General features: G+C 70.7%; 19 protein-coding genes. 10 read left to right on the forward strand and 9 right to left on the reverse strand.

Annotated elements, in window-relative coordinates; genetic code table 11:
• Nucleotides 1–12: 12 nt before the first annotated feature.
• Together ACEN9J_RS29605 and ACEN9J_RS29610 are read right to left on the reverse strand one after the other, a co-directional pair.
• Nucleotides 13–2,370, reverse strand: a complete 2,358-nt coding sequence (locus tag ACEN9J_RS29605) for a cytochrome P450/oxidoreductase (RefSeq protein WP_413762780.1) — start codon at nt 2,368–2,370, stop codon at nt 13–15.
• Between the two features lie 26 nt (nt 2,371–2,396).
• Nucleotides 2,397–3,386, reverse strand: a complete 990-nt coding sequence (locus ACEN9J_RS29610) for a Bug family tripartite tricarboxylate transporter substrate binding protein (protein WP_413762781.1) — start codon at nt 3,384–3,386, stop codon at nt 2,397–2,399.
• 171 nt (nt 3,387–3,557) lie between these two features.
• On the opposite strand from ACEN9J_RS29610, the gene ACEN9J_RS29615 reads away from it, so the two are divergent.
• Nucleotides 3,558–4,406: an IclR family transcriptional regulator gene (locus ACEN9J_RS29615; protein WP_413762782.1), complete on the forward strand. Its 849-nt coding sequence runs from the start codon at nt 3,558–3,560 to the stop codon at nt 4,404–4,406.
• A 112-nt stretch (nt 4,407–4,518) separates the two neighbouring features.
• Nucleotides 4,519–5,772, forward strand: a complete 1,254-nt coding sequence (locus ACEN9J_RS29620; protein WP_413762783.1) for a M20/M25/M40 family metallo-hydrolase — start codon at nt 4,519–4,521, stop codon at nt 5,770–5,772.
• Between the two features lie 3 nt (nt 5,773–5,775).
• On the opposite strand, the gene ACEN9J_RS29625 is transcribed toward ACEN9J_RS29620, so the two are convergent.
• Nucleotides 5,776–6,732: a TIGR03571 family LLM class oxidoreductase gene (locus ACEN9J_RS29625; protein ID WP_413762784.1), complete on the reverse strand. Its 957-nt coding sequence runs from the start codon at nt 6,730–6,732 to the stop codon at nt 5,776–5,778.
• Nucleotides 6,733–6,929: 197 nt separating this feature from the next.
• Between ACEN9J_RS29625 and ACEN9J_RS29630 the strand changes: the two genes are divergently transcribed.
• From ACEN9J_RS29630 to ACEN9J_RS29645, 4 genes are all read left to right on the forward strand, one after another.
• On the forward strand, nt 6,930–8,246 hold the full coding sequence (locus ACEN9J_RS29630) for an MFS transporter (protein WP_413762785.1): 1,317 nt from the start codon (nt 6,930–6,932) through the stop codon (nt 8,244–8,246).
• Between the two features lie 74 nt (nt 8,247–8,320).
• Nucleotides 8,321–9,736 carry an FAD-binding oxidoreductase gene (locus ACEN9J_RS29635; RefSeq protein WP_413762786.1) on the forward strand — a complete coding sequence of 472 codons (1,416 nt, stop codon included), beginning with the start codon at nt 8,321–8,323 and terminating at the stop codon, nt 9,734–9,736.
• A 35-nt stretch (nt 9,737–9,771) separates the two neighbouring features.
• Nucleotides 9,772–11,391, forward strand: a complete 1,620-nt coding sequence (locus tag ACEN9J_RS29640) for a tannase/feruloyl esterase family alpha/beta hydrolase (protein ID WP_413762787.1) — start codon at nt 9,772–9,774, stop codon at nt 11,389–11,391.
• A gap of 92 nt (nt 11,392–11,483) precedes the next feature.
• On the forward strand, nt 11,484–12,446 hold the full coding sequence (locus ACEN9J_RS29645; RefSeq protein WP_057596299.1) for a LysR substrate-binding domain-containing protein: 963 nt from the start codon (nt 11,484–11,486) through the stop codon (nt 12,444–12,446).
• A gap of 1 nt (nt 12,447) precedes the next feature.
• On the opposite strand, the gene ACEN9J_RS29650 is transcribed toward ACEN9J_RS29645, so the two are convergent.
• Nucleotides 12,448–13,131: a TetR/AcrR family transcriptional regulator gene (locus tag ACEN9J_RS29650; protein ID WP_413762788.1), complete on the reverse strand. Its 684-nt coding sequence runs from the start codon at nt 13,129–13,131 to the stop codon at nt 12,448–12,450.
• Between the two features lie 213 nt (nt 13,132–13,344).
• On the opposite strand from ACEN9J_RS29650, the gene ACEN9J_RS29655 reads away from it, so the two are divergent.
• From ACEN9J_RS29655 to ACEN9J_RS29665, 3 genes are read left to right on the forward strand one after another with little or no spacing between them, the layout of a single operon-like run.
• Nucleotides 13,345–14,148: an SDR family NAD(P)-dependent oxidoreductase gene (locus ACEN9J_RS29655; protein WP_093340144.1), complete on the forward strand. Its 804-nt coding sequence runs from the start codon at nt 13,345–13,347 to the stop codon at nt 14,146–14,148.
• A 55-nt stretch (nt 14,149–14,203) separates the two neighbouring features.
• Entirely contained in the window at nt 14,204–15,340 is a 1,137-nt protein-coding gene (locus ACEN9J_RS29660; RefSeq protein WP_413762789.1) for a DUF5938 domain-containing protein, read from the forward strand.
• A gap of 5 nt (nt 15,341–15,345) precedes the next feature.
• Complete coding sequence (locus ACEN9J_RS29665; protein WP_413762790.1) at nt 15,346–16,899, forward strand: AMP-binding protein; 1,554 nt, start codon at nt 15,346–15,348, stop codon at nt 16,897–16,899.
• 45 nt (nt 16,900–16,944) lie between these two features.
• Here ACEN9J_RS29665 and ACEN9J_RS29670 read toward each other — a convergent pair whose 3' ends face one another.
• From ACEN9J_RS29670 to ACEN9J_RS29680, 3 genes are all read right to left on the reverse strand, one after another.
• Entirely contained in the window at nt 16,945–17,775 is an 831-nt protein-coding gene (locus tag ACEN9J_RS29670) for a hypothetical protein (protein ID WP_261214386.1), read from the reverse strand.
• 263 nt (nt 17,776–18,038) lie between these two features.
• A complete protein-coding gene (locus ACEN9J_RS29675; protein WP_057596293.1) occupies nt 18,039–19,331 on the reverse strand; it encodes a c-type cytochrome in 1,293 nt (430 codons plus the stop codon).
• 10 nt (nt 19,332–19,341) lie between these two features.
• Nucleotides 19,342–20,091, reverse strand: a complete 750-nt coding sequence (locus ACEN9J_RS29680) for a c-type cytochrome (RefSeq protein WP_057596303.1) — start codon at nt 20,089–20,091, stop codon at nt 19,342–19,344.
• Nucleotides 20,092–20,281: 190 nt separating this feature from the next.
• On the opposite strand from ACEN9J_RS29680, the gene ACEN9J_RS29685 reads away from it, so the two are divergent.
• The gene (locus ACEN9J_RS29685) at nt 20,282–20,944 is read left to right on the forward strand and encodes a DUF1345 domain-containing protein (protein ID WP_057596292.1); all 663 of its coding nucleotides are present in this window, start codon (nt 20,282–20,284) and stop codon (nt 20,942–20,944) included.
• 7 nt (nt 20,945–20,951) lie between these two features.
• Here the strand turns inward: ACEN9J_RS29685 and ACEN9J_RS29690 are convergent, their stop codons facing one another.
• On the reverse strand, nt 20,952–21,884 hold the full coding sequence (locus ACEN9J_RS29690; protein ID WP_413762791.1) for a DMT family transporter: 933 nt from the start codon (nt 21,882–21,884) through the stop codon (nt 20,952–20,954).
• 76 nt (nt 21,885–21,960) lie between these two features.
• Nucleotides 21,961–22,458 (reverse strand): methylated-DNA--[protein]-cysteine S-methyltransferase, encoded by a 498-nt coding sequence (locus tag ACEN9J_RS29695; RefSeq protein ID WP_057596290.1) that lies wholly within the window; start codon nt 22,456–22,458, stop codon nt 21,961–21,963.
• Nucleotides 22,459–22,463 lie beyond the last annotated feature (5 nt).

The raw sequence follows: 22,463 nt of genomic DNA on the forward strand, positions 1-22,463 counted from the left end.
GCCTGGCGGCGCTCAAAGCTCCAGCACCAACCGCTCCCCCGCACAAGCCCGCGAGCAGCAAGTCATCATCCGTCCATTCGCCTCCCGCTCCGAGCGCGTCAGCACCACGTCGCGGTGGTCGACCCTGCCGGCCAGCACGCGCACCTCGCACGAGCCGCACAGGCCTTCCTCGCAGTCGCTCTGCACGTCGATGTTGGCGGCGCGCAGTGCGTCGAGCACGGTGCGGTCGGCGGGCACGGGCACGACGATGCCCGAGTCCTTGAGCTCGACCTCGAAGGCATGCTCCTTCGACGGATCGAGCGTGCCGAGCTTCGATTCGAAATGCTCCACGCGCAGCGAGTCCTCGGGCCAGGCGGCGCAGCAGGCCTCGAGCGCGTCGAGCATGCGCGCGGGGCCGCAGGCATAGACCTGGGTGCCTTCGCGCGGCGTGGCGAGCAGGGCGGCGAGGTCGCAGCGCCGGCCTTCCTCCTTCGCGTAGACGTGCAGGCGCTCGCCATGCAGCGCCGCCAGCTCGTCGACGAAGGCCATGCGCGCGCGGCTGCGGCCGCTGTAGTGGATCTCGTAGGCCAGGCCCAGGGCCTTGGCGCGGCGTGCCATCGCGGCGATGGGCGTGATGCCGATGCCGCCGGCGATCAGGATCAGCCGCTGGCGGCTCTCGTCGAGGTGGAAGTGGTTGCGCGGGCCGCGCACCTTGAGCTTGTCGCCGGGGCGCACGTTGGCATGCACCCAGGCCGAGCCGCCGCGGCCTTCTTCCTCGCGCAGCACGGCGATCTCGAGCACGTCGGCCTCGGCCGGGTCGCCGCACAGCGAGTACTGGCGCGAGCGCTCGGGCGAGCCGCATTCGATGTCGATGTGCGAACCCGGCGTCCAGCGCGGCACGGGGCGGCCGTCGGGCGTGGCCAGGCGCAGCTTCACCACGCCCTCGGCGACCGGGGTCACGCTGCGCACCACCATCTGGCGCGAGATCGCATGCTTCGAAGGCTCGCCGATGCGCACGGGCACCTGCTGCTGCAGCAGCGCGGCATCGCGGCGCTCGGGGTTGTGGGCCGGGTCCCATTCGACCCACAGGTGCTCGGGGCCGCGGAACGAAGTGTTGGGCACGTAGCTGAACTGCTGCTCGGCCAGCTTCATGTGCGGCAGGCGGCGCGTGAACTCCTCGAGGAAGATCTGCATCTCCATGCGCGCGAGGTTCTTGCCCATGCACTGGTGCGAGCCGTAGCCGAAGGTCAGGTGGTCGCTGGCGTTGTCGCGCCGGATGTCGAACAGGTCGGCATCGGCGAAATGCGCCTCGTCGTGGTTGGCCGAGGAGGTGACGATCAGGAGCTTCGAGCCGGCGGGGATGTCGATGCCGCCGACCTGCACGTCCCTGGTCGCGAGACGGCGCCAGGCCGCGACCGAGCCGTTGTGGCGCAGGCATTCCTCCACCGCGCTCGAGATCAGGCCGGGGTCCTCGCAGATGTCGCGCCAGGCCTGCGGATGCTGCAGCAGCAGCTTCATCGCATTGGCCGTGGCGTTGGCGGTGGTCTCGTGCGCGGCCACGATGCCGGCCATCATCATCGAGTGCAGGTAGGAGTCGGTCACGACCTCGGGATGCTCCTTCTGCTTGCGCAGGCCGTAGGGCATCCAGCCCGGCGCGTCGGGGTTCAGGCGCATCTTGTCGAGCACCTTGCCCGCGAACTGCCAGAAGTTGCCGACCGCGTGCGCCACCGCCACCTGCTCCTCGGGCTTCGGGCGGCCCCAGGTGTTGACGGTGTGGGCGATCGAGTACTGGCGCAGCGTGTCCATGTCCTCCTCGGGCACGCCGAGGAAGTGCAGGGCCACGGTCAGCGGCACCTCCCACAGCATCTGGTCGACCAGGTCGGCGCGGCCGTCGTCGATGAAGCGGTCGACGTATTCGCGCGCGAGCTGGCGCACCATCGGCTCGTGATGCTTGAGCGCCTCGGGCGTGAACGGGTCCATCAGCACGCGGCGGCGCGGCATGTGGGCCGGCTCGTCCTCGTTGACCAGCGTGCGGTTGAGCGCGAAGCCGTAGCTCGCGAGCACCGCGTTGGCCTCGGGGCCGGTGGGCGTGATCTTCTCGAGCGCGATCGAGGGGCTGAAGGTGATGTTGTCGCGGAAGATGGCCTTGATGTCCTCGAAGCGCGTGACCACCCAGTAGCCGAGCTTCGGGCTGTAGAACACCGGCTCCTGCTCGCGCGCCCAGCGCACGTACTCGGGCGGGTCCTGCTGGTAGCCGTCCTCGAAGGGATCGAAGTCGGCGGCGCGCCGGCTCACCGGGCAACCGGTGGGCGAGCGTTCGGCGGACAGCTCGCCGTGCGCCACGGGGCAACCCCCGGTGCGCGCGGCGGCGGCTTCGGAAACGGTGGACATCGAGAAGGCTCCTTCCGCGCGGCGCGTCAGTCCAGGGTGATCTTCAGGTCGCGGATCAGCTTCTGCCAGCGCACGGTCTCGCTGCGCAGCAGTTCGCCGAACTGCGCGGGCGTGTTGCCCACGGGTTCGACGCCGAAGTCCTCGAGGCGCTTGCGCACCGTGGGTTCGTTGATGGCCGCGACCACGCGCTTGTTGAGCGCGTTCACCACCTCGGGCGGCGTGGCGGCGGGCACCACCATGCCGACCAGCGCGGCGGCTTCCACGCCCTTGTGGCCGAGCTCGGCGAAGGTGGGCACGTCGGGCAACTGCGGCAGCCGCGTGGCGTTGGCCACGGCGATGGCCTTGACCTTGCCGCCCTTGATGAAACCCGCGCCCGCGGCGAGGTCGACCATCATGGCCTGCACCTGGCCGCCGGCCACGTCGGTGAGGGCCGGTGCGGCGCCGCGGTAGGGCACGTGCACCATGAACAGGCCGGCCTCGGTCTTCAGCAGTTCCATCGCCAGGTGGTGCGGGCTGCCCGCGCCGGCCGATGCGTACGAGAAGCTGCCGGGCTTGGCCTTGGCCTGGGCGATGAAGGTCTTGGCGTCGGCGATGCCGCTGGCCGGATTGACCACCAGGATCATCGGGAAGCGGCCCATCAGCGTGACCGGCGCGAGGTCCTTGGTGGGGCTGTACGACAGCGTCTTGTAGAGCGACGGATTGAACACCATGGTGCCGTTGTCGGCCGACAGCACGGTGTAGCCGTCGGCCGCCGAGCGCGCGGTCTCCGCGGCCGCGATGGCGGTGTTGCCGCCGGGCTTGTTGTCCACCAGGACCGGCTGGCCGGCCTGCGTCGACAGCGTCTGGCCGATGGTGCGCGCGAGGAAGTCGGAACCGCCGCCGGCGGCATAGGGCACGAGCCAGCGGATCGGCTTGGCGGGATATGCGGTGGGTTGAGCGGCGGCCTGGGCGAAGGCGGTGCTCGTGACGGCGAGCGCGGGGAGGGCCAGCAGGCAGCCGGCCAGGAACTTCTTCATCGTGTCTCCTGGTTTCTAGGGTTCTGGGAAGCGCAATCCGGGGTCAAAATCCGCGACGGCGAGTTTTGCGTAATGATTGTACGCATAGCGTAAATCGCGAGGCAAGCCCTCAAGCCACCGTACTTACCATCGGGTGCCCCCCACTTTTTTCGAGAACGAGACGATCAGCACATGGCTTCCACCCCGAAGAAGAAAGCGCCCGCCGCCGCCAAGCTGCCCGCCACGCCCGCGCCGCGCGAGCGGCGCCAGCGCGTGCAGTCGGCCGAGACCGGCATGGCGGTGCTCAAGGGCCTGGCGCGCATGGGCGGCAACGCGGGCCTGTCGGGCCTCGCGGCGCACGTGGGCGAGAGCCCGGCCAAGGTGCACCGCTACCTCGCGAGCCTGGTGCAGGAAGGGCTGGTGGCGCAGGACGTCGATTCGCAGCGCTACCGGCTCGGCCCCGAGGCCATCAACATCGGGCTGGCCGCGATGCGGCAGTCCGATCCGGTGCGCGCGGCCGAGCCCGCGCTGGTGCGGCTGCGCGAAGGGCTCGAGGTCACCTGCTTCGTCGCCGTGATGGGCAACAAGGGTCCGACCGTGATGCGCTTCGAGGAGCCGGGCCTGCCGGTCACGGTCAACGTGCGCGCGGGCTCGGTGATGTCGATGCTGTGGTCGGCCACGGGTCGCGCCTTCCTCGGCCTGCTCAACGAGCGCAGCGTGCGCGAGCTGGCCGAGCAGGAGCTCGCCGCGGCGCCGCGCGAGATGCGCGCGCAGCTCGACGCGAAGCAGCCGATCGAGGCCCTGCGCGCCGAGGTGCGCGCGCTGCGCTGCGCGGTGGTGCGCGACACCTACCTGCGCGGCATCAGCGCGGTGGCGGCGCCGGTCCACGACTTCACGGGACGCGTGTGCGCCGTCATCACTGCGCTGGGCGCGAGCGGCGGCTTCGATCCCTCGGCCGATGGCGAGATCGCGACGGCCGTGCTGCGCGAGGCGGCGACCACCAGCGAGGTGCTGGGGTACGTCGCGGCGAAGGAATGCTGAGCCGCGCTTGACCCGCGTGCGACCGGGGCGATAGGCTGCGGCGGCGCGTCGCGGGGAGCGGCGCGCCTCCTCGCGGAGCCACCAGCCATCGACAAAGAACGGACAACAAGACATGAAGACTTTCGCCTTCCCCTCCCTTCGCACCCCGGCCATCGCGCTGGCCTGCGCGCTCGCCTTCGTGGGCGCTTTCTCGGGCGCCGCCTCGGCGCAGCAGCCGAACCAGGCCGTGCTCGACGCCGCCACGCAGAAGAAGGAAGAGACGCTCAAGCTGCTCGAGCGCCTGGTCAACATCGACTCGGGCTCGACCAATGCCGAGGGCCTCGAGAAGGTCCGCACGCTGGTGGTGGACGAACTGCGCCAGCTCGGCGCGCGCATCGAGACCTTCCCGGCCGAACCGCATCCGGGCAGCAACGTGGTCGCGACCTTCACCGGCACGGGCAAGAAGAAGATCCTGATCCTGGCCCACATCGACACCGTGTTCAAGGACGGCACCGCGGCCGCCAAGCCCTTCCACGTGAAGGACGGCCGCGCCTACGGCCCGGGCGTGATGGACAACAAGGGCGGCGTGGTCGCGGGCCTGCAGGCGCTCAAGATCCTGCGGCAGCTGGGCTTCAAGGACTACGGCCAGCTCACCTTCCTGATCGACACCAACGAGGAGACCGGTTCGGTCGGCACCAGCGCGCTGATCGAGCGCGTAGCGAAGCAGCACGACGTGGCGCTGAACCTCGAGCCGGGCCGTCCGGCCGACGGCCTGGTGGTGGAGCGCAAGGGCTCGGCCACCGCGCTGATCGAGGTCAAGGGCCTGGCCGCGCATGCGGGCGTGGCGCCCGAGGCCGGCCGCAATGCCGCGATGGAGGTGGCGCACCAGGTGCTGCAGCTGTCGAAGACCGCCGATGCCGCGAAGAAGACCACCGTCAACTTCACGGTGCTGACCGCCAACGGCCCGACCAACGTGATCCCCGCCACCGCGAGCGCGCGCGGCGATGTGCGCGCCGCCACGCCCGAGGAGCTCGACCGCGTCGAGAAGGACCTGCAGCGCATCTCGCAGAACAAGCTGATCCCCGACACCGAGGTCAAGGTGCGCCTGATCCGCGGCCTGCCGCCGATGCCGCGTTCGCCCGCCTCCGACAAGCTGGTGGCGACCGCCGAGGGCATCTATGCCGAGATCGGCAAGAAGCTCACCATCGAGAGCAGCGGCGGCGCGGCCGATGCGAGCCTGGTGGCCGGTGTCGGCGTGCCGGTGCTCGACGGCTTCGGCATCGTGGGCGGCGGCATCCACACGCCCGAGGAATACGCCGAGGTCGAGAGCATCGTGCCGCGGCTGTACCTGCTGTCACGGATGCTGATGGCGTTGAGCGCGAACTGAGGTTCAGGCCGCTGCGCTCTTCAGACGCGGCAGCACCTCGCGCCCGAGTTCTTCCACGATCTCGCGCGCGTCGCGCGGTCCACGCGCGATGTTCATCAGCACATGGGCCACGCCCGCGTCCTCCAGCCGGTCGAGGTAGGCCACCAGCGCGTCGCGCCCGGTGCGCAGCCCCAGCTCGATCGGCTCGGCCGGCGCGTCGGCACGCTCGAGCAATTCGAGCTGCAGCGACTGGATGAAGGGCTTGGCCTCGCCGCCCGCGCGCTCGCGCAGCGCGGTCTGCCACAGGCCGATGCGGCCCTGCTGCCGCGCCTCGTCGCGGTGGTAGGTGGCCCAGCCGTCGGCATGGGCCGCGGTCCATTGCAGCGACTGCCGCGCCGACCCCACCACCACCATGCCGATGCGTTCGGCCGGCGCCGCCATCAGCTCGTGGCCCGCCGTGGCCTCGCGCAGCACGGCGCGTTCGGCAGCCAGCGGCGAGAGGCCGGAGCGCACCAGCGTCCAGCGCTCGCGGAAGGTCTCGGCGCGCCGCGCGATGTCCTCGCCGAAGATCGCGAACTCGGCCTCGCGGTCGCCCGAGCCGAGCCCGAGGATGAAGCGCTCGCCCGACAGCCGGTTCAGCGACAGCGCGGCCTTGGCCAGGTGCAGCGGCTGGCGCAGCGGCAGCACCGCGGCGGCCGTGCCGAGCGCGATGCGCTGCGTGGCCGCGGCCAGCGTGGCGAGCCAGAGGAAGGGCTCGTCGAGCGGGGCCGTCGGCATCATCCGCTCGCCCTGCGGCGCGAGCACCGGCACGTCGCGCGTCCACAGCGCCGCGAAGCCCAGTGCGTCGGCACGCTGCGCGAGATTGCGCTCGACGGCGAGGTCGGCCATCGCCTCGTCGGGGCGCGCGATCGGTGTCATGAGGCCGAGCGTGAGTCGGCCGGCCTGGAGGGTCTGCTGGTAGGCGCGGTTGAAGGAGGGCATGGCGGCAGGATGAGACGAAGGAAATGATCGCATGCGCATGCCGCCCGGCGCGCCATGGGGGCATGGCGAGCATCTCGATCGGAGATGCGCCGATCTTCAATCCATATGAATCTTGCGCGTAAACCCGCTGCGGTGCCTTCGCGTGCCGCCGCGACCATCGGCGCACCGAATCACCAGCACAGCGAGACACCCACTCCATGAACACGAGCGCGATCACACGGCCCCGGGCAGCGGCGGCGCATGAGGACGGCGGCGCCGATGCCGTCTACCGCAAGGTCGGCTGGCGGCTCATCCCGCTGCTCTTCGTCTGCTACATCGTGGCCTACCTCGACCGCGTCAACGTCGGCTTCGCCAAGCTGCAGATGCAGGGCGACCTGCAGTTCAGCGAGGCGGTGTACGGCCTGGGCGCGGGCATCTTCTTCATCGGCTACTTCCTGTTCGAGGTGCCGAGCAACGTGATCCTGCACCGCGTGGGCGCGCGCCGCTGGATCGCGCGGATCATGATCACCTGGGGCCTGCTGTCGGCCGCCACGATGTTCGTGAGCTCGCCGATGTCCTTCTACGTGATCCGCTTCCTGCTGGGCGCGGCCGAGGCGGGCTTCTTCCCCGGGATCATCCTGTACCTGACCTACTGGTACCCGGCCGCGCGGCGCAGCAAGGCGACCTCGCTGTTCCTCGCGGCGATCCCGTTCGCGGGCATCCTCGGCGGTCCGATCTCGGGCTGGATCCTGCAGGGCATGGGCGGCGTCAACGGCTGGGCCGGCTGGCAATGGCTCTTTCTGCTGCAGGGCCTGCCGACCGTGGCGCTGGGCCTGGTCGTGTGGCGCTACCTCGACGACCGCGTGAAGGACGCGCAGTGGCTCAGCACCGCCGAGCGCGAGCTGATCGCGCGCGACATCGCGGCCGAGAACCAGGGCAAGGCCGAGCCGCGCATCCTCGAGGTGCTGGGCAACGGCCGCGTCTGGCTGCTGGCGCTGGTGTACTTCGCCTACACCTCGGGCCTGTACGGCATCTCGTTCTGGCTGCCGAGCATCATCAAGGCGATCGGCGTGAAGGGCGCGCTCGACATCGGCCTCTTGAGCGCCATCCCGTGGACCTTCGGCGTGATCGCGATGTACCTGATGGCGCGCAGCGCCGACCGCCGGCTCGAGTACCGCTGGCACAGCGCGCTGGCCGCGATCGTGGGCGCGATCGGGCTGGTGCTCAGCGTGGCCTTCCACGGCAACGCGGTGCTCGCGATGGCCGGGCTCACGCTGGCCACCATGGGCATCATGTCGACCCTGCCGATCTTCTGGGGCATGCCGACGGCCTTTCTTGGCGGTGCGGCCGCCGCCGCGGGCATCGCGCTGATCAACTCCTTCGGCAACCTCTCGGGCTTCAGCGCGCCCTTCCTCATCGGCCTGATCAAGGACGCGACACAGAGCACCGACGCGGGCCTGCACATGCTCGCGGGCCTGCTGGTGGCGGGCGCGGTGCTGGTGCTGCTGGTCAAGCCGGCCGCCGCGCGGCGCTGAGTCTTCGTCTTTTTCGCGCCGCGGCGTTCGCCCGCGGCGCTTCATTCCCGGTTTCCCACAGAAAGTCCCACCCCATGGATGCGGTCGTGATCTCCCCTGCGCGTCGTTCGCCTTCTGCCGACCTTCTCGCGCTCCTGCAGCGGCGTTTCGAGGAACGCCTGTCGACCAGCCAGGCCGTGCTGCTGCAGCACGGCACCGACGAATCGGCCTATGCGCCGCAACCGCCCGATGCAGTGGTGTTCGTGCAGAGCACCGACGAAGTCGCCTTCGTGGTGCGCGCCTGCGCACGAGAGCGCGTGCCGGTGATCGGCTTCGGCGTGGGCTCGTCGGTCGAAGGCCATCTGCTCGCGGTGCAGGGCGGCGTGTGCATCGACTTCTCGCGCATGAACCGCGTGCTCGCGATCCGCGGCGGCGACCTCACGGCCACGGTCGAGGCCGGTGTGACGCGCGGCCAGCTCAACGCGGCGCTTGCCGACAGCGGCTTCTTCTTCTCGGTCGACCCCGGCGCCGACGCCTCGATCGGCGGCATGGTCGCCACCGCCGCCTCGGGCACGAACACCGTGCGCTACGGCACCATGCGCGACAACCTCGTGAACCTCACGGTGGTGACGGCCGACGGCGAGGTGGTGCGCACCGCGACGCAGGCGCGCAAGAGCTCGGCCGGCTACAACCTCACGCAGCTCTATTGCGGTTCCGAAGGCACGCTGGGGCTGATCACCGAGGCCACGGTGCGGCTGCATCCGCATCCCGAGGCGCATGCGGCGGCGGTGGTGCATTTCCCCTCGGTTCGCGCGGCGGTCGACGTGGTGATCGAGGCGATCCAGCTCGGCGTGCCGCTCGCGCGCGCCGAGATGCTGGACGCGCTCACCATCCGCGCCGTGAATGCCCACAGCCGCACCACGCTGGCCGAGCAGCCGACGCTGTTCCTGGAGTTCGGCGCGAGCAAGGCGCAGATCGACGAACAGGCCGAGCTGGTGCGCGAGATCGTGGCCGGCCATGGCGGCGGTGCCTTCCAGTGGGCGCTGCGGCAGGAAGAGCGTTCGCGGCTGTGGACGCCGCGCCACCACGCCTACTTCGCCTGCCTGCAGCTCCGGGCCGGCTGCCGCAGCCTCACGACCGATGCCTGCGTGCCGCTGTCGGCGCTGGCGCAGTGCATCGACGAGACCCAGGCCGACATCGCCGAACACGGGCTGCTGGCGCCGGTGTTCGGCCATGTGGGCGACGGCAACTTCCATTGCCTGGTGCTGGTCGACCCCGACGATGCCGCGCAGAACGCCGCCGCCGAGGCCTTCAGCCACCGGCTGGTGCAGCGTGCGCTGCGCCATGGCGGCACCTCCACCGGCGAGCACGGCGTGGGGCTGCACAAGATGCAGTACCTGGTCGAGGAGCACGGCGCGCAGGCAGTGGGGCTGATGCGCGCGATCAAGCGCGCGCTCGATCCGCACGACATCTTCAATCCCGGCAAGGTCGTGGGCCACGCCGCGGTCTGAGTACCCCCGAATACGACAACACAGGAGACAAGACGATGAAGCGTTCGCACAGACAGGCATGGGTCGCGATGGCGGTGGCAGCGTTGATCGCGGGATGTGGTGGCGGAGGCGGTGGATCCGGCTTCGTGCCGCTGGTGCCGCCGGCGAGCGCGCCACCGGCACCGCCGCCCGCGCAGTCGCTGGCCGAGAAATGCCCCTCCTTCAAGGGCCGCGCCGTGGCCGAAGGCACGGTGCGCGTCGACGACGCGAAGCTGGTCGCCGCCACCGGCGTGCAGCCCGAGTACTGCGTGCTCACCGCGAGCTTCCAGGGCTCGAGCCTGCGCTTCGAGGCGCGCCTGCCGACCTCGGGCTGGAACGGCAAGCTGGCCTTCATCGGCGGTGGCGGCTTCGATGGCGCGCTGCCCAGCGCGGCCGATCCGCAGTTCAGCGCCTCGATCTTCAGCGAGCGCTACGCCACGATCGGCACCAACGGCGGCTACGACTACCCCGGCGTGCGCGACGCGGGCTACTTCGCGGCGCGCTTCGCGGCCGATCCCGCGAAGCTGCTCGACTTCACGCAGCAGTCGGAGCACCGCGCGCTGCCGCCGGGCAAGGAACTGATCGCGGCCTTCTTCGGCAGCGGCCCCGCGCGCAGCTATTTCGAGGGCTGCTCGATGGGCGGCCACGACGCGCTGATGCTCGCGCAGCGCTTTCCCGAGGACTTCGACGGCATCGTGGCGCGCGCGCCGGCCGGCAACATCATGGGCCTGTTCGTGCAGTTCAACCGCATCTCGAAGCAGGTGCGCGTGCCGGCGAACACGCTGAACCCGGCCAAGCAGACCCTGCTGGCCAACGCGGTGCTCGCGCAGTGCGATGCGCTCGACGGCGTGGCCGACGGCATCGTCTCGAAACCCGCGGCCTGCAACTACGACCCCGCGCCCTTGCGCTGCGCGGGCGGCGCCGACACCGGCGATGCCTGCCTGTCGGACGCGCAGATCGCCGCGGTGAAGACCATCACCTCGCCGGTCGCCACCTCGGACGGCGCCTGGTCGCACCCGGGCTACAACTTCGGCCTCGAGAACACGGCCGATGGCTGGGGCTCCTACATCTGGCCGCAGGCGGCGCTCGGCGGCAACTCGATCCAGGGCATGTTCTCGGACGGTTTCGTGCGCTCGTTCATCACGCAGGACCCGGCCTTCGACACGCTGGCCTGGAACCCCGACCAGTGGCTCGCGCGCATGGGCGTGGTCGGCGGCCTGTTCAGCGCGGCCGATCCCGACCTGGAGCGGCTGCATGCGCGCGGTGCGAAGCTGATCCTGTGGAACGGCACCAACGACACCTCGGTGAGCGCGCGCGACACCTCGCGCTACTACGACCAGGTGGTCGGCAAGCTGGGGCAGCCCAAGGCCGACCAGACCGTCGAACTGTTCCTCGCGCCGGGCGTGGGCCATTGCGCGGGCGGCCCGGGCGCCGACAAGGTCGACCTGCTGAAGGCGATGGCGACCTGGGTCGAGCAGGGCGTGCCCGCGTCGGCCCAGGGCCTGGTGCAACGCAAGCTCGACGCGGCCACGGGCGCCACCGCGCTCGCGCGGCCGATGTGCAAGTACCCCGCGTACCCGCGCTACAAGGGCGCGGGCGACACGAAGGATGCGACGAGCTTCGACTGCGTGAACTGAGGCCTTGTCCGACCCATGGGCCGCGAACGCGCGGCCTAGAATGGCCGGCCGTTCCCGCAACCCTGTGGCGAATGGCCGGAGACCCCCCGCCGATGGAACTGCGCCAGTTCAAGTATTTCGTTGCCATCGTCGACTGCGGCAGCCTCTCGCGCGCCGCGCAGCAGCTCTACGTGGCGCAGTCGGCGCTGAGCAAGCAGATGGCCGAACTCGAGGCCGAGCTCGACACCCAGCTGCTGCTGCGCAGCCGCAACGGCGTGGCGATGACCGAGGCCGGCAAGGTGTTCTACGAATACGCGCAAGGCATCACCAAGCAGGTCAGCGATGCGCGCGCGGCGGTGCACGTGGCGGCCGACTCGGTGGTGGGTTCGGTGGTGGCGGCGCTGCCGCAGAGCGTGTCGCCGATGATCGCGCTGCCGCTGATGCGCGCGGCCGCGCGCCGCTATCCCGACGTGGTGCTGCACCTCAACGAGGAGCTCACGGGCAACATGGCCGACCAGCTCACGCGCGGCCGGGTCGACGTGGCCGTGTTCTCGCCGACCATGCCGGCCGAGGACGTGGCCTTCACGCCGCTCGTGGAGGAGGACTTCGTGTTCCTCGAATCGCCGCAGAGCCCGCATGCGCTGCCCGAGGGCGAGGTGAGCATCGAGCAGGCGACCGCGCGGCCGCTGGTGTGGCCCGCCAATGCGCACGGGCACTGCACGCGCTGGCTGGTCGACGCGGTGCTCGAGGCCGCGGGACAGCCGGCCGCGCGCGTGGCGGCCGAGATCAATTCGGTCTACACGCTCAAGGCCGCGGTCGAGGCGGGGCTCGGGCCGACCATCATGCCGCTGGGGCTCGCGCAGCGCGAGGTGAGCGAAGGGCGGCTCGCGGCGCACCGCATCGCCTCCGGCGCGATGTTCCGCACGCTGGGGCTGTGCGTCTCGGTGCACCTGCCGACCGGCAACGCCAAGCGCGCCATCTGCGCGCTGATCGCCGAGGTGATGCAGGGACTGTGCGCGTCGGGCGAATGGGCCGGCGCGCGGGCCGTGCAGGCCGCGAGGAAAACGAAGGCCTGAGTCAGGCGCGGCGCTTGCGCGCGACCGCCGGCTTGCGGAGCTCGGCGGGCCGCGGGAACAGGCGCAGGATCGCCGCGCGCACGTCGTCCTTCATGCGCTCGGCCGCATCGGCCTCGCCCGACAGGTGGCGCAGCAGCCCCTGCTGGAACAGGCCGTCGAACAGCGAATAGGCCGCGGCGGGCGGCAGGCCCGTAGGCACGCCCGCGAGCTCCTCGAAGCGGGCCATGATGCGCCAGATCATCGCCTCGAGGCTCTTGTCGATCTCGGTCACGTCGTCGCGGAAGGCCGCCTCGAACAGCGCCTGCGAGCGCAGGTCGTACCACAGGCGGTGCATGTGGCCCTCGTCGCGCAGCGTGTCGGCCAGGCTCTGCAGGAAGCCCTCCGTCAGTTCGTCGAAGGTGGTGGCGCTGTCGACCGCATGGTCGTAGCGCTTGACGCAGCGCGCCTTGTACTGCTTCACGCTGCAGACGATCAGGTCGACCTTGTCGGTGAAGTAGTAGTGCAGCACGCCGTGCGAGAACTCGGTGTTCTGCGCGATCTCGCGCAGGCTGGTGCGCGCGTAGCCGAGCGTGGCGAGCGTGGTCAGCGCGGCCTCGCCGAGCTCGGCGCGCCGCTCCTCGAACTTGTCGACCCTGGCCTTCGGCACCCGGGCCGTCGACGCTTGTTCCTGCTGTCGTGTCGTCATTTCCACCGCGCCGCGCGATGCGCGAGCCGCTCTCGTTGTCCGTTGATCTGCAAACCATAGCACGCATGGCACGCCCGTGCGAAACGGCGTTCCAGCCCGTGCCGGCCCCCATTCTAAAAAATCTGGACACTCGTCAAAGAAATTCTTGACACTCGTCAAGACGATTTCTAGGATGACCGCTCCATCTCACAACCAGACCACAGGAGACAAGCGATGGGACAGTTCGATCTGAAGGGGCGCAAGGCGCTCGTGACGGGTGGCGCGCGCGGCATCGGCGCCAGCATTGCGCAGGCGCTGACCGAGGCCGGCGCGGCGGTGATGATCGGCGACGTGCTCGCCGACGTGGGGCGGGCGACCGCCCAGCGCCTCTCGAGCGGCGGGGCGAAGGCCGGCTTCGTGCCGCTCGACGTCACCGACGACGCGGCCTGGGCCGCGGCCGTCGAGACCACGGTGAAGGAACTCGGCGGGCTCGACATCGTGGTCAACAACGCGGGCATCGAGATCACCTCGCTGGTGGTCGACGTGCAGGCCGAGGACCTGCGCCGCATGCTCGACGTGAACGTGACCGGCACCCTGCTCGGCATGAAACACGCGTTCCGCGCGATGCGCCCCGGCGGCGCCGCGGGCGCGGGCGGCGCGGTGGTCAACATCGCCTCGGTCGCCGCGACCATCGCCTTTCCCGCCATCGCGGGCTACTCGGCCACCAAGTCGGCGGTCGACCGCGCGACCCGCGTGGCCGCGATGGAGTCCGGCAAGCTGGGTTACGGCGTGCGCGTCAACTGCATCTACCCGGGGCTGGTGCCCACCGACATGGGCATGAAGCTCGCGAACGACATCGTCGCCGCGGGCCTCGCGCCCAGCGTGGAGGCGGCCGTCGGCGACGTGATCGGCCAGACGCCGCTGGGCCGGCTCGGCGAGGTCGGCGACATGGCCGACGTGGTGGTCTTCCTCTGCTCCGACGCGGCCCGGTTCATCACCGGCGCCGGCCTCGCGGTGGACGGCGGCATGGGCATGTGAAGGCCATGCGCGAACAGAACGAGTCACACATCAGGCAAGAAAAAGGAGAGACGACATGAGCAGCAAGAACAAGAAGCCGGTCATCGTGTACGGCGCCTCGGGCTATACCGGGCGGCTGGTCTGCGAGTACCTGCGCGAATACAACATCCCGTTCATCGCCGCGGGCCGCAGCAAGGAGAAGCTCGACGCCGCGATGAAATCGAACGTGCCCGGCATCGAGACCGCGCGCTACGAGGTGGTGGAGGTGGCGCATTCGGTGGAGGCGCTCACCGAGCTCTTCACCGGCGCCTCGGTGGTGCTCAACACCGTGGGGCCGTTCGCCAAGTTCGGCCCCGAGGTGGTCGAGGCCTGCCTCAACGCCGGCTGCCACTACACCGACACCACGGGCGAGCAGGACTGGCTGATCACGCTCGACCAGCAATGGGGCGCCAAGTTCGCCGCCGCGGGGCTGCTGCTCTCGCCGGGCCTGGCCCACATGTACACCACGGGCGAGATCGCGGCGCAGCTGTGCCTCGAGACGCCCGGGCTCGACACGCTCGACATCGCCGTGTTCTGGGGCGGCAGCCCGACCATCGCGTCGACGCAGACCATCCTGGTCAATGCGGCGACGTCGAAGGCCTACTACCTCGAGCAGAACGAGTACGTCGAGTGGCAGCCCGATGCCGGCCTCTACCACCTGTCGATCCCGGGCCAGCACGAGGCGGCGCTTGCGCTGCCCTGGGGCGGCACCTCGCACCCGGTGTGGTTCAAGCGCGATCCGCGCGTGGCCAACGTGAAGGTGCTCGGCGGCGTCTTCAACAAGCCGCTGATGATGGGCGTGCCGCAGATCGTGGCGGCCGCGCTCAAGGCCACCGAGGGCATGAACGAGCAGGATCGCTACGAGGCGCTGGCCAAGACCGCGTCGAGCGTGATGAACACCATGCCGCCGCGCGAGAACCCGCGCATCAACAAGTCGGTCGACTCGGTGCATGCCTCGGGTCCGCTGGGCCGCGTGCACTGCGTGATCTTCGGCAACTGCAACTACAAGCAGACCGGCCTGCTGCAGGCCTATGCGGCGGCCTCGCTGCTGCAGCAGCCGCCGCGCCGCGCGGGCTTCGCCTCGGGCTGCCAGGCCTTCGGCCATCGCGAGCTGCTGGGTGCGCTGCGCGGCTTCGGCCTGGTGCAGGAGCCCGTGATCACGCGCATGGGCTGACCCCGATGCGTCTCGTCGACTACCTCGACAAGGGCGCCCAGCTGGGCGCCGATGCGCCCTGCCTGACCCTGGGCGAGGCCGACCTCAGCTACGCCCAGGTGCAGCGCATCAGCTGGCGCGTGGCGCGGGGCCTGCAGCGCGCGGGCCTGCAGCCGGGCGACAAGGTGGCGGTGCTCTCGAGCAACGATGCGATGGCCTTCGCCACGGTGTTCGGCATCTCGCGCGCGGGCGGCGTGTGGTGCCCGATCAACCCGCGCAACGAAGCGAGCGAGAACGCCTTCGTGCTCGATGCCTTCGACTGCGCCTGTCTGGTGTTCCACGGCAACTACGCGCCCATGGTCGAGCAGATGCGTTCGCAGCTGCCCAAGCTGCGCGCGCTGGTCTGCCTCGATGCGCGGCAACCCTTCGCGCCGTCGATGGACGACTGGCTCGAGGGCCTGGACGACGCGCCGCTCGACATCGCGCCGCCCGACGACGTGGCGATGATCGCGGGCACCGGCGGCACCACGGGCCAGCCCAAGGGCGTGATGCTCACGGGGCGCAACCTCGAGGCGATGTCGGCGCTCACGCTGATGGGCTATCCCTTCGAGGGCCGGCCCGCCTACCTCGCGCTCGCGCCGCTCACGCACGCGGCCGGCGTGCTGTGCCTGCCGGTGATGGCGCTCGGCGGGCGCGTGGTCATCATGCCCAAGCCCGACCTCGGCGAGTTCCTCGCGCTGATCGAGCGCCACCGCATCACCCACGCCTTCCTGCCGCCGACGCTGATCTACATGCTGCTGCAGCATCCGGAACTCGCGGCGACGAAGCGCGATTCGCTGCAGTGCTTCTGGTATGGCGCCGCGCCGATGTCGGCCGCGCGGCTCGAGGAGGCGCTCACGAAGATCGGCCCGGTGATGGCCCAGCTCTTCGGCCAGACCGAGGCGCCGATGATGATCTCGATGATGTCGCCGCGCGAGCACTTCAATGCCGACGGCTCGGTGGCGAAGCACCGCCTCGCCTCGGCGGGACGGCCCGGGCCGCTGGTGCAGGTGGGCGTGATGAACGCCGAGGGCGAGCTGCTGCCCGTGGGCGAGAGCGGCGAGATCGTGGTGCGCGGCTCGCTCGTGATGCAGGGCTACTACAAGGACCCGAAGGCCACGCAGGAGGCCTCGCGCTTCGGCTGGCACCACACGGGCGACATCGGCCGGCTCGACGACGACGGCTTCCTCTACATCGTCGACCGCGCCAAGGACATGATCATCTCGGGCGGCTTCAACGTCTATTCGGCCGAGGTCGAGCAGGCGCTGATGCAGCACCCCGACGTGCAGGACAGCGCGGTGATCGGCCTGCCCGACGAGAAGTGGGGCGAGCGCGTGGTGGCGGTGCTGCAGCCGCAGGCGGGCCGCAGCATCGACGCCGAGGCGATCAAGGCCTTCGTCAAGGCGCGCATCGGCAGCGTGAAGGCACCCAAGCAGGTGGAGGTGTGGGCCGACCTGCCGCGATCGAAGGTGGGGAAGGTGCTCAAAAAGGACGTGCGCACCATCCTGCTCGCGGCGCTGACGCGCGAGCCGGGCGAATAGGAGCGGCCGACCGGCGGCGGTGCGCTGCCGCCGGCGGGCCTCCGATCAGAAGCGCGCCTTGAGCGAGGCCGTCGGGCCCTGCAGGCGGATCTTCAGCCGCGCGTCGGCGAAGCCGCTGTCGCGCGTGATGTCGATGTTGGTCACGTTGTAGGCCAGCACCAGGCCCACGTTCTTGACCGGGAACCACTCCACGCCGGCCGCGGCGTTGTAGATGTTGCCGTGCGAGCTGCCGCCGTTCTTCCACACGCCCGAGGCGTCGGCGAACAGCCGCAGGTCGGGCGTGATCGCGTGGCGCACGCCGATCTCGAGCAGCGGCGCGATCGCATCGCGGCTCGAGCTTTCGCTGAGCGTGCCGAACTGGCCGTTGACGCCCGCGAGTGCGCTCACGCCGAGCTTGATGCGGTAGTAGGCCGCGCCGGCACCGAGGCCCAGCACCGTGTTGCCCGAACCGATCCACCACTTGTACGAGAGCTTGGCGAAATCGACCTGCGTGTCGACGTTGGCATTGCCGAAGGCCGCGATGGTGCCGAGGCCGCCGAGCGAGGTGCCGCCCGAGAGGCCGCCGAAGTAGTCGCGCTTGTAGCGGAAGTAGTCGAACGAGAGGCCCTGCGTGTCGCCGAGCAGCACGTCGGCCGTGATGCGCGGCATGGTCACGCGGCCGGGCTTGATGTCGCCGGTGCGCAGCGCGCCGTAGGGCGTGCCCACCGAGGCGTCGAACTTGGGGTCGGCGCCATAGGCACCGACGGAAAGGCTGAAGCGGTCGAGCGCCGGCGACGGGTCGGCGAGGGCGGGCGTGGCGGCTGCGAGCAGGCCGCCGCCGGCCAGGGCGGCGACGAGGGTGGCGTGGCCGCGGGCGCGCGAGCGGGGCAAGGGCATGAAGAAGGTCCTTCGAAGAAGAGGCAAAAAATGGAACCCTCGGACCTTCGATCGCCGTACCGCGAAGGCCGGTGCCGGCCTGCGGTGTCGCTCGGTGTCCGGGGCGCTGCTCCCTGTTGTTGACCCCCAAGTTATTAGGTGCGGCCCATAGCGCGTATGCGTCGAAGCCGCCAGCGCCTGTAGGAGATTCGCCATGCCCGCGTTCGCCTTCAGCCGACGGTAATGTGCCGCGCGCCGGCCTAGGGCGCGACGCGGTTCGCGCCTCAGCGCCGCGCGATGTCGAGCTGCGTGACCGGCGCGCTGTCGTTGCCCCACGAGCCGCGGATGTAGGTCAGCACGGCCGCGAGGTCGGTGCCGTCGAGCGTCTCGCCGAAGGGCGGCATGCCGTAGGGGCGCGGATTGCCCGCGGTAGTCGGCAGGAAGCCGCCATGGCTCACGACCTGGATCAGGTTGACGGGCCGCGCCATGTTGACGGCGCGGCTGCCCGCGAGCGGCGGGTAGGCGCCCGGCGCGCCCTGGCCCTGGTCGCCATGGCAGTAGGCGCAGCGCTGGTCGTAGATGCGGTTGCCGCGCGCCATCTCGCCGGCATCGCGCCGGTAGGTGGCGGGGCGCGCGGGCTTGGCGTCTGCTGCCTCCTGCGCGACGGCCGGCAGGTCCTTGAGGTAGGCGGCCATCGCCGAGAGGTCGGCCTCGGACAGGTGCTGCGTGCTCTCGAACACCACGTCGGCCATCGGGCCCATCACCGAACCGCGCGGCGCGCTGCCGTTCTTCAGCAGCGCCACCACCTCGGTGGCGGGCCAGCCGGACACGCCGGCCTCGCGCGGATCGGCCAGCGAGGGCGCGTACCAGTTCTGCACCGCGATCAGGCCGCCCGAGAGGCCGCGCTGCGTCTCGGTGGCGCCGAAGGCATTGCGGCTGCCGTGGCAGGCGATGCAGTGGCCCAGGCCGTCGACCAGGTAGGCGCCGCGGTTCCACTCGGCCGGCTTGCCCGCGTCGGCGACGAAGGTCTGCGGCGTGAAGAACAGCGCGCGCCAGACGCCGAGCGCGGCCTGCGTGTCGTAGGGGAAGCGCAGCCGGTGCGGCCGGTTCGGCGTGTCGGCCGCGGGCAGGCTGCGCAGGTAGGCGTAGATGGCGTCGGAGTCCTCGCGCGTGACGCGCGTGAAGCTCGGATAGGGGAAGGCGGGATAGAGCAGCCGGCCGTCCTTCGAGCGGCCGTTGTGCATCGCGCGCCAGAAATGCGCGCTGCTCCAGCCGCCGATGCCGTGCTGCGCATCGGGCGTGAGGTTGGTCGAGTGGATGGTGCCGAAGGGCGTCTCGATCGGCAGGCCGCCCGCGTAGGCCTGGCCGCCGCGCGTGGTGTGGCAGCCCGCGCAGTTGCCGGCCAGCGCGAGGTAGCGGCCGCGCTCGATGCGCTGCGGCGTGGCCTCGAAGGCCTCGGCCTGCTCGGGGATGGCGGCCTCGCCGCGCAGGTTGAGCGCGACCACGCCGCCGGCCACGGCGGCCAGCAGCAGCACGAGCACCAGCAGGGTCCAGCAGAGGCGTTTGAGCGCGGTCATCGTCGCGGCCTCACTGCATGCCGCCGCAGGCCATCGGCAGCGGCGCGGCCGGCGCGGACACCGGCTTGGGGTTGGCGGGCATCGGCTGCACCGCGAGCCAGCTCGCGACGGCGTTGATGTCGGCGGTGGTCATGCGGCCTCCGATCTCGGCCATGCAGTCGGGCGCGAGCGCATGGCGCTCGTTGGTGAGCCAGGCGCCGAGCTGCGAGGAGACGTACAGCCGTGGCAGTCCCAAAAGGCCCGGGATGGCGGGCTGCACGCCCGTGAGCGCGGCGCCGTGGCAGTGCACGCAGGCCGGGATCCTGCGCGCGGCGTCGCCCTCGAGCGCGAGCTGGCGGCCGCGCGCGAGCTGCGCGGGAGCCGCGTCGCTGGTCGGCGAGACCGCGGCATAGGGCAGGTCGAGGCCGGCGAAGTAGTCCGCGATCTCCTGCAGGTAGGCGTCGGACATGTGGCGCACCATGTAGTTCATGTCGGTGTTGGAGCGCCGGCCGTCGCGGAAGCTGCGCAGCTGGTTGAACAGGTAGCCCGCGGGCTTGCCGGCCAGCCGCGGGAAGAAGGCCGCGTTGCCGGTCGAGCCCTGGCGGCCATGGCAGGCGATGCAGGCGGCCACGCGCTGCTCGATGGTGTCGGGAACGCCGGCCGGTTCGGCCGCGCGCGCGGACTGGAGGCCGAGCAGGCCGAAGGTCGCGACGGCCAGTGCCGCCAGCGTGGCGCGCAGCCCGTGGTGCAGGGGTCGCGAAGGAAGTCGCACGTGTCTCATGGCGGAAGGGCGCGGCTGCATCGGCCGCACGTCGTTGCTTCGTGGGAAAACGTCGTCGGGCCCGGCGCGGTGCCCCGGGGACGTCGTGACCATACCAGCGCCCGCGCGCGGCGGCGTGCGCTGGGACAAAAAGTCCCATCGCTCGCGCCGCACCGCGCAGCGCCGTGGCCACGGCGCTAAGCTGCGCCCCATGTCCACGCTCCATCCCCTGTCCACCACCACCGGTCCGCAGCGCCTGCTGTATGGCGGCATTGTCGGCGTCGCCGTCGCGGCGATCCCCTGGCCGCTGGGCCTGATGGCGCGCGGGCTGGCCGGCTGGTGCGCGGCCGTGCTGGTCTACCAGGTGCTGACCTGGTGGCTGGCCGACACCTTCGATGCCCAGCGCACGCGCGAGCGCGCGCAGTCGCTCGACCAGCCGAACCTGATGATCCTGGTGTCGATGCTGGTGGTGGTGGGCGCGAGCGTGGTGGCGATCGCGATGCTGCTGCAGCAGGTGAAGCAGCTGAGCGGCATCGAGCGCGCGGTCCACATCGGACTCGGGCTGGTGGCGCTCGCGGGCTCGTGGCTGATGATGCATTCCATCTACGCCTTCCACTACGCGCACCGCTACTACAACGACGAGAAGCACCGCGGGCCCGATGCGGGCGGGCTGGACTTCCCGGGCAAGGAAGACCCCGACTACTTCGACTTCCTCTACTACGCCTACGTGATCGGCATGACCTCGCAGGTGTCGGACGTGCAGGCCACCTCGCGCGAGATGCGGCGAATCACGCTGATCCACAGCGTGCTGGCCTTCGCCTTCAACATGCTGGTGCTCGCGCTGTCGGTCAACGTGGTGGCCGGCGCGATCTGATCGCGGATCAGGCCTTGGCGGCGCGCGGCCCGAGCTTGACGAGGCCGGTCGACAGCGCCACGCCGCAGACGATCACCACGGCGCAGGTCAGCATCCATTGCGTGATGGTCTCGCCGAGGAACACCGCGCCGTAGAAGGCCGCGAACACCGGCACCAGGAAGGTCACGGTCAGCGCGCGCGCCGGGCCGGCGCGTTCGATCAGCCGGAAGAACAGGATGTAGGCCACGCCGGTGCAGGCGATGCCGAGCGCGAGCAGCGCGAGCCAGGCGCGCGCGCCGGGCATCTGCGCGGGCCAGAGCCAGATCGCGGGCACGGCGAGGAACAGCGAGGCGCCGATCTGGCTGCCGGTGGCGGTGGCCAGCGGCGGCACGCCGGTGAGGAAGCGCCGCGTGGCGCTGGCCGAGATGCCGTAGCACAGGCAGGCCGCGAGACAGGCCAGCATGGCCCACAGCGCCGCGAGATTGCTGGCGCCGGTGTGCAGGCCGGCACCGCCGCTGGCGAGCATGGCGACGCCGATGAAGCCGATCACGAGGCCGACCAGCCGCGAGCCGTCGGGCCGCTCGCGGAACCAGGCCCAGGCCACCAGCGCGCCGAACATCGGCGTGGCCGCGTTGAGCACGGCCGCGAGGCTGCTGTTGATGCTGAGCACCGCGAAGCTGAACAGCGCGAAGGGCAGGCCCGAGTTGAAGACGCCGACCGAGAAGCTGGGCTTCCAGTGGCGCGCGAGCGCGGGACCCTGGCCGCGCAGCAGCGCGATCGGCAGCAGGAACAGCGCGGCGATGCTCACGCGCACGGCCGCGGTCGGCAGCGCGCCGAACTCGGCGGCGCCGATGCGCATGAACAGGAAGGAGGCGCCCCAGAGCGCGCCGAGCAGCACGAGGTCGACGAGCCAGCCCTTGGGCTTGGATGCGCCGGCGGCGGTGGTGGTTGTGGTGGTCATGCGGTGTTGTCGTTGTGTGTTCCTCTGGCGCGCGGCTGCGGATCCGTGTGCGGCCGCGCGCTCCCGACCCGCGAGCCTACCGCACGCCTTCGAGCTCGAGCAGCGCGCTCTTGCGCTCGAGCCCGCCGGCATAGCCGGTCAGCGAGCCGTCGGCGCCGAGCACGCGGTGGCAGGGCACGATCACGCTGATCGGGTTGCGGCCCACGGCCGCGCCCACCGCGCGCACCGCGGCCGGGTTGCCGACGTTCGCGCTCAGCGCGCCGTAGCTGGTGGTGGCGCCCGCGGGGATCGCGAGCAGTGCCTGCCACACGCTCTGCTGGAACGCAGTGCCGTGCGACAGGTCGAGCGGCAGTTCGAAGCGGTCGCGCTTGCCGGCGAAGTAGTCGCGCAGCTGCGCGGCGGTTTCGACGAACACCGGGTGGTCGTCGCGTGTCTGCCAGCCCGTGGTGTCGGGCCAGTGGCGCTGCTGGTCGAACCAGACACCGGCCAGGCCGGCGTCGGTGGCGGCCATGGTGATGCCGCCGAGCGGGCTGTCGTAGTGCGAGGTGTAGATGACGGTCTTCTTGAACTTCATGGCTT

Source organism: Variovorax sp. Varisp41 (assembly GCF_047325085.1).
Taxonomy (GTDB): Bacteria; Pseudomonadota; Gammaproteobacteria; order Burkholderiales; family Burkholderiaceae_C; genus Variovorax.

What these genes read in the sequence shown, in the direction of transcription:
- ACEN9J_RS29605 (WP_413762780.1), bottom strand. Translation starts at nt 2,370, where the DNA reads ATGTCCACCGTTTCCGAAGCCGCCGCCGCGCGCACCGGGGGTTGCCCC.
- ACEN9J_RS29610 (WP_413762781.1), bottom strand. Translation starts at nt 3,386, where the DNA reads ATGAAGAAGTTCCTGGCCGGCTGCCTGCTGGCCCTCCCCGCGCTCGCC.
- ACEN9J_RS29615 (WP_413762782.1), top strand. Translation starts at nt 3,558, where the DNA reads ATGGCTTCCACCCCGAAGAAGAAAGCGCCCGCCGCCGCCAAGCTGCCC.
- ACEN9J_RS29620 (WP_413762783.1), top strand. Translation starts at nt 4,519, where the DNA reads ATGAAGACTTTCGCCTTCCCCTCCCTTCGCACCCCGGCCATCGCGCTG.
- ACEN9J_RS29625 (WP_413762784.1), bottom strand. Translation starts at nt 6,732, where the DNA reads ATGCCCTCCTTCAACCGCGCCTACCAGCAGACCCTCCAGGCCGGCCGA.
- ACEN9J_RS29630 (WP_413762785.1), top strand. Translation starts at nt 6,930, where the DNA reads ATGAACACGAGCGCGATCACACGGCCCCGGGCAGCGGCGGCGCATGAG.
- ACEN9J_RS29635 (WP_413762786.1), top strand. Translation starts at nt 8,321, where the DNA reads ATGGATGCGGTCGTGATCTCCCCTGCGCGTCGTTCGCCTTCTGCCGAC.
- ACEN9J_RS29640 (WP_413762787.1), top strand. Translation starts at nt 9,772, where the DNA reads ATGAAGCGTTCGCACAGACAGGCATGGGTCGCGATGGCGGTGGCAGCG.
- ACEN9J_RS29645 (WP_057596299.1), top strand. Translation starts at nt 11,484, where the DNA reads ATGGAACTGCGCCAGTTCAAGTATTTCGTTGCCATCGTCGACTGCGGC.
- ACEN9J_RS29650 (WP_413762788.1), bottom strand. Translation starts at nt 13,131, where the DNA reads ATGACGACACGACAGCAGGAACAAGCGTCGACGGCCCGGGTGCCGAAG.
- ACEN9J_RS29655 (WP_093340144.1), top strand. Translation starts at nt 13,345, where the DNA reads ATGGGACAGTTCGATCTGAAGGGGCGCAAGGCGCTCGTGACGGGTGGC.
- ACEN9J_RS29660 (WP_413762789.1), top strand. Translation starts at nt 14,204, where the DNA reads ATGAGCAGCAAGAACAAGAAGCCGGTCATCGTGTACGGCGCCTCGGGC.
- ACEN9J_RS29665 (WP_413762790.1), top strand. Translation starts at nt 15,346, where the DNA reads ATGCGTCTCGTCGACTACCTCGACAAGGGCGCCCAGCTGGGCGCCGAT.
- ACEN9J_RS29670 (WP_261214386.1), bottom strand. Translation starts at nt 17,775, where the DNA reads ATGCCCTTGCCCCGCTCGCGCGCCCGCGGCCACGCCACCCTCGTCGCC.
- ACEN9J_RS29675 (WP_057596293.1), bottom strand. Translation starts at nt 19,331, where the DNA reads ATGACCGCGCTCAAACGCCTCTGCTGGACCCTGCTGGTGCTCGTGCTG.
- ACEN9J_RS29680 (WP_057596303.1), bottom strand. Translation starts at nt 20,091, where the DNA reads ATGAGACACGTGCGACTTCCTTCGCGACCCCTGCACCACGGGCTGCGC.
- ACEN9J_RS29685 (WP_057596292.1), top strand. Translation starts at nt 20,282, where the DNA reads ATGTCCACGCTCCATCCCCTGTCCACCACCACCGGTCCGCAGCGCCTG.
- ACEN9J_RS29690 (WP_413762791.1), bottom strand. Translation starts at nt 21,884, where the DNA reads ATGACCACCACAACCACCACCGCCGCCGGCGCATCCAAGCCCAAGGGC.
- ACEN9J_RS29695 (WP_057596290.1), bottom strand. Translation starts at nt 22,458, where the DNA reads ATGAAGTTCAAGAAGACCGTCATCTACACCTCGCACTACGACAGCCCG.